At 67.8% G+C, this 4772-nt stretch carries 5 protein-coding genes; 3 read left to right on the top strand and 2 right to left on the bottom strand.

Annotation, left to right across the window (positions count from 1 at the left end; genetic code table 11):
- Window positions 1–743: LysR family transcriptional regulator (locus tag FKP22_RS21320; RefSeq protein WP_141289698.1), on the bottom strand; the 743-nt coding region annotated here is incomplete at its 3' end.
- A gap of 158 nt (window positions 744–901) precedes the next feature.
- Between FKP22_RS21320 and FKP22_RS21315 the strand changes: the two genes are divergently transcribed.
- Entirely contained in the window at window positions 902–1534 is a 633-nt protein-coding gene (locus FKP22_RS21315) for an FMN-dependent NADH-azoreductase (protein ID WP_141289697.1), read from the top strand.
- Between the two features lie 41 nt (window positions 1535–1575).
- A complete protein-coding gene (locus FKP22_RS21310; RefSeq protein WP_141289696.1) occupies window positions 1576–2469 on the top strand; it encodes a pirin family protein in 894 nt (297 codons plus the stop codon).
- Window positions 2470–2556: 87 nt separating this feature from the next.
- Here FKP22_RS21310 and FKP22_RS21305 read toward each other — a convergent pair whose 3' ends face one another.
- On the bottom strand, window positions 2557–3855 hold the full coding sequence (locus FKP22_RS21305) for a DUF4397 domain-containing protein (protein WP_170201001.1): 1299 nt from the start codon (window positions 3853–3855) through the stop codon (window positions 2557–2559).
- A 403-nt stretch (window positions 3856–4258) separates the two neighbouring features.
- Here FKP22_RS21305 and FKP22_RS21300 point away from each other — a divergent pair, with 403 nt between their 5' ends.
- Window positions 4259–4759, top strand: a complete 501-nt coding sequence (locus FKP22_RS21300) for a MaoC family dehydratase (protein ID WP_141289694.1) — start codon at window positions 4259–4261, stop codon at window positions 4757–4759.
- Window positions 4760–4772 lie beyond the last annotated feature (13 nt).

Below are 4772 nucleotides of genomic sequence, written 5' to 3'. Positions count from 1 at the left end.
CCGGCGGCGGCCAGCTGCAACAGCATGGCCGGCGAATTCGCCAGCGTGCGACGCGTCGGCAGCCCGGTCCAGACCTCCAGCCCGCCATTCTGATCACGCCAGCTCAGCGACCAAGGCGGCGGCTCGCCGGCGCGCGCGCCCAGCACCAGCGCATGCAGCGCACAGCGCTCGCCCACCAGCTCGGAAGGATGCGTCAGCTGCGCATGCGCCTCGGCCCAGGCTGGCGAGGCGTACAGCGCGCCGTGGAAGGTCACCAGCCGGCGTGCGCCCATGTGGGCGTCATCCGACAGCTCGCCCATGCGCACCGCCAGGTCCACGTTCTCCGCCATCAGGTCGACCTTGCGCGGCGACAGGTCCAGCTCCAGCGTGACTTTGGGGTGGCGCAGCGCGAAATCGGCGATGGCGTTGCCCAGCACCAGCATCGCCACGTCCCCCGGCAGCGAAACCCGCAGCACGCCGCTGGGCTCGGCCTGGCGGTGCTGGGCCAGCGCCAACGTGCTGTCGACCTCGGCCACGACCTGGCGCGCGTGCTCCAGCACCGCGGCGCCGAACTCGGTCACCGTCAGCCGCCGCGTGGTGCGCAGCATCAGCCGCTCGCCCAGCAGGCTTTCCAGCGCCGACAGCCGGCGCGAGACGGTGGACTTCGGCAGGTTCAGCCGATCGGCCGCCTTGCTGAAGCTGCCGGCGTCCGCCACGTGGGCAAACAAGGCCAGGTCACTCGGGTCCACGGTGGGGGTGCTCATCGCAAAAGCTCCAGAAAGCATGGTCTGCCAGGACTTGATTGTTCCACCAACAGAACAAAGAAAGCCAGTAACCCGGCTTTATCGCCAAAGCGCCAATCAATACAGTTCATCCCATCGACTCTCTCCTGCCCTGCCACCCCACTCACCGGAGCCTCACCATGAACATCCTGCAAATCAACTCCAGCGCCCGTGCCTTCGAAAACGGCGCCGGCTCGCATTCCACCCGCCTGGCCAACGAACTGAGCGCCAGCCTGCTGGCCCAGTCGCCCGAGGCCAAGCTGAGCGTGCGCGACCTGGCCCGCGAACCGCACCCGGTGCTGGACGAAAGCGCGCTGGGCGCGCTGTTCACGCCAGCCGAGGCCCGCAACGAAGCGCAGAACGCCCGCGTGGCGCTGGACGACGCGCTGATCGCGCAGCTGCAAGCCGCCGACGTGGTGGTGCTGGGCGTGCCCATGTACAACTTCGGCATCAGCAGCCAGCTGAAGAACTGGATCGACGCGGTGGCCCGCGCCAAGGTCACCTTCGAATACACCGCCAACGGCCCGCGCGGCCTGCTGACCGGCAAGACCGTCTATGCCGTGCTGACCCGTGGCGGCATCTACCGCGACCAGCCGCATGACAGCCAGGTCCCGTACCTGCGCGCCGTGCTGGGCTTCCTGGGCATGACCGACGTGCGTTTTGTCTACGCCGAAGGCCTGGCCATGGGCCCGGACGCCGAAGCCGCCGCGCTGGCCAACGCCCGCGCCGAGATCGCCGCTCACGTCGACCAGGACAAGACCGTCACGGCCTGATCGGCCACCGCAGGTCCCACATCACTTTCAAGGAGCTTTCCATGAACACCCCCGTCCTCTCCCCTGCCACCGCCCCGGCTGGCGCTGCGCTGAAGCTGCCGCGCCGCGTCGAACGGCTGGTGGCCGGCCAGGCCACCAGCGATGGCGCTGGCGTCAAGCTGACGCGGGTGCTGACGCAGGACCTGCAGTACCGGCTGGACCCGTTCCTGATGCTGGACGCCTTCGGCTCGGACAGCGCCGACGACTACATCGCCGGTTTTCCGGACCACCCGCACCGCGGCTTCGAAACCGTCACCTACATGATTGCCGGCCGCATGCGCCACCGCGACTCGGCCGGCCACGAAGGCCTGCTGCAGAACGGCGGCGTGCAGTGGATGACCGCCGGCCGCGGCCTGGTGCACAGCGAGCTGCCGGAGCAGGAGTCCGGCCGCATGGAAGGCTTCCAGCTGTGGCTCAACCTGCCCGCCAAGGACAAGATGGTACCGGCCTGGTACCGCGACATCCCGAGCAGCGAGATCCCGGAGTTCAAGTCCGAAGGCGTGACGGTGCGCGTGATCGCCGGCGAAGCGGCCGGCGTGAAGGGTGCCATCCAGCGCCAGCACACCGAGCCGCTGTACCTGGACATCCACCTCGCCCCGGGCGCCAGCTTCGCGCAGGCCCTGCCGCCGGAATTTCACGCCTTCAGCTATGTGTACCGCGGCGAAGCGCAGATCGGCGACAAGCCGGTGCCGGTGCAGCGCATGGCCATCCTGGCGCAAGAGACGGGCAGCGATGGCGTGGTCATTCGCAACGATGGCGACGCAGAACTGCGCCTGCTGCTGATCGCCGGCCGCCCACTGCGCGAGCCCATCGCCCAGTACGGCCCGTTCGTGATGAACACGAATGAGCAGGTCTTCCAGGCGGTGGAAGACTTCCGGGCGGGGCGCCTGGGCTGAAGCGGCTGCTCGTCAGAAGGCAAAAGGCCACCCGAGGGTGGCCCTTTTATTGGCAGATCGAACCGGGCCCCCTGGGCCCGGTGGCGATCAACGTTCCTGCAGGAACAGGCCTTGAGGCGTGCCGTCGATCTTGTCCAGGATGAACATCGTGTAGACCGACTTGGCCGTCAGCGACAGCGCGTCACTGCCCGACTTCTCATAGACGGTCGAGCCATCCGAGTTGGACGAGACGACCACGTCAGCGGCGGTGCTGGATGTGCGACTCACGTACGACGAACCGGTGCCATACGTCAGGTTGCTGACCACCGGCGACAGGGTGACCGTCAGGTTCAGGCTGCCAGCAGCCAGCGTGTTCGACACGTGCACCATGCGGATCTTGTACTTCGTCGTCGTGGTCGGCAGGCGGTTGTCGTCAGCCAGCGCCGTCACCGTGGCGGCGGCCGCACTGGCACCAGTCACCAGCAGCGTGGTGTCGGAGCCCGCACCCACCGTCAGCGTCAGTGGCGACAGCGTGGTGCTGCCTGCCGAAGCGTTGACCGTGACGCTGCCGGCATCGACCAGCACATACGGGTTCTGGATGCCAGGCGAAGGCAGTCCTGCAACCAGCGTGGTGTCACCCACGCCGGCTGTCACCTTGGCGCCGCCGGCCACTGCTGCCACCACGCGCATGCGCGCCTTGGTCGTGAACTGCTGGGTCACGTCGCCGCCTTGTTGCAGCGTCATGCCATTTACCAGCAGGCCGCCGCTGGTGGGCGTCAGGATCAGCGTCATCACACCTTTGCTGGGCAGCACGACATTCGAGACATCCAGGCGCACGTCGTCGGTGTCACCGGATGCCGTCACGCGCAGGCGGTAGGTGCCGGAGGTGACGGTGCTGAACGCGGAACGGGTGCCTCCGTCCACGCCAGCCCGCACAGCGGTGGCCGAAGCCAGTTCGTCATCCTCAGCCGTCAGGTAGACGTCCAGGGTGCCCGCGTCGGTCGACGTGTTCAGCACGCTGTACTTGGTCTTGCCGCTGTCGGCCTCGTCTTCGTCTTCGGTGATGGCCGCCGACTTCAACGCACCGTCCCAGCCGTAGGCCACGATGGAGTACTTGTCTGAACCCGAGAAAGTGCGGGTCTGGGTCAACAGTTCGGTGGCCGAGCCGGAGACGGTCAGGGCCGTCGTGACATCGCCGCTGTCCACATCATGGAAACTGCTGGCGGTGCCGAAGCCCACGCCAGACACCTTCAACGAGTCCTCGACATACAGGTCCAGCGAGCTGTAGCCCGGGCTGGCATTGATCAGGCGTGCGGAGGTACTGCCGCCGCTGTCGCTGCTTCCGCAAGCGGTCAGCAGGCTCAACGGCAGCACGGCCAGCAGGCCAAGCAGGGTTCTCTTCTTCATGCGAACGGTCCAGTCTCTTGCAGACAAAAATTGGGGGACGTGAAAGGAATTGTGAAGCGGGCTTCGTTGCTGGCCTGTTGCCAGGCACCGAACACTTTCGTCCAACACCTGCGTCAGGCCACGGCAGCAAGCCGCCGCAACCCCCAGCCTGGCCACCGCGCGGTTGGCCTGCACCCAAGGCACATCACCCCCACGCCGCGGCCCGGCACACGAGCCCAGGACGCGGATCATAGTCGCAAGTTCGACGCTTGCCCGGCGGCAGCCCTGCACCGCGCTGGGATGCACGACAGGCTGGCAGCCCGCCAAGGCTGCAATCGCCTTGCATTTCTGGCTATGCTGCGCCTTTCGTCTCACGTCTCACGCCTGGCTGTTGGCCAGGCTGCCTGCCCGCCCCCAGCGACCGATGTTCCCACCCGCTGCTCCGCCGCCGCCCGAAACCCCCAGCGCCGACTGCTCGACGCTGTACTGGGACGACTTCCACCCCGGTGACCGCCACGCCTACGGCCCGATGACGGTCACCCGCGAGGCCATCATCGATTTCGCCAGCCAGTGGGACCCACAGCCCTTCCACCTGGACGACGCCGCCGCCGAAGCCTCGCTGTTCGGCCGTCTGGCCGCCAGCGGCTGGCACACCGCGGCAATGTCGATGCGCATGGTGTGCGACACGCTGCTGCTGCGCGCCGCCAGCCTGGGCAGCCCCGGCGTGGAACAGCTGCGCTGGCACCAGCCGGTCTACGTGGGCGATGTGTTGCGCGGCCACTTCGTGGTGCTGGACCGCCGGCGCAGCGCCAGCCGGCCCGGTGTGGGTTTGATCAAGTCGCGCTGGGAAACCGTGCAGCAGGACGGGGCGCTGGTGCTCACGCTGGAAAGCTGGGCCATGTTCCGCTGCCGGCCCGCCGCATGACGCGCCGCCCCCG

The organism is Ideonella azotifigens (assembly GCF_006519715.1).
Lineage (GTDB): Bacteria > Pseudomonadota > Gammaproteobacteria > Burkholderiales > Burkholderiaceae_C > Ideonella > Ideonella azotifigens.
Note: the sequence above shows the minus strand (reverse complement) of the source record. Positions and strands in the feature narration are given on the sequence as shown.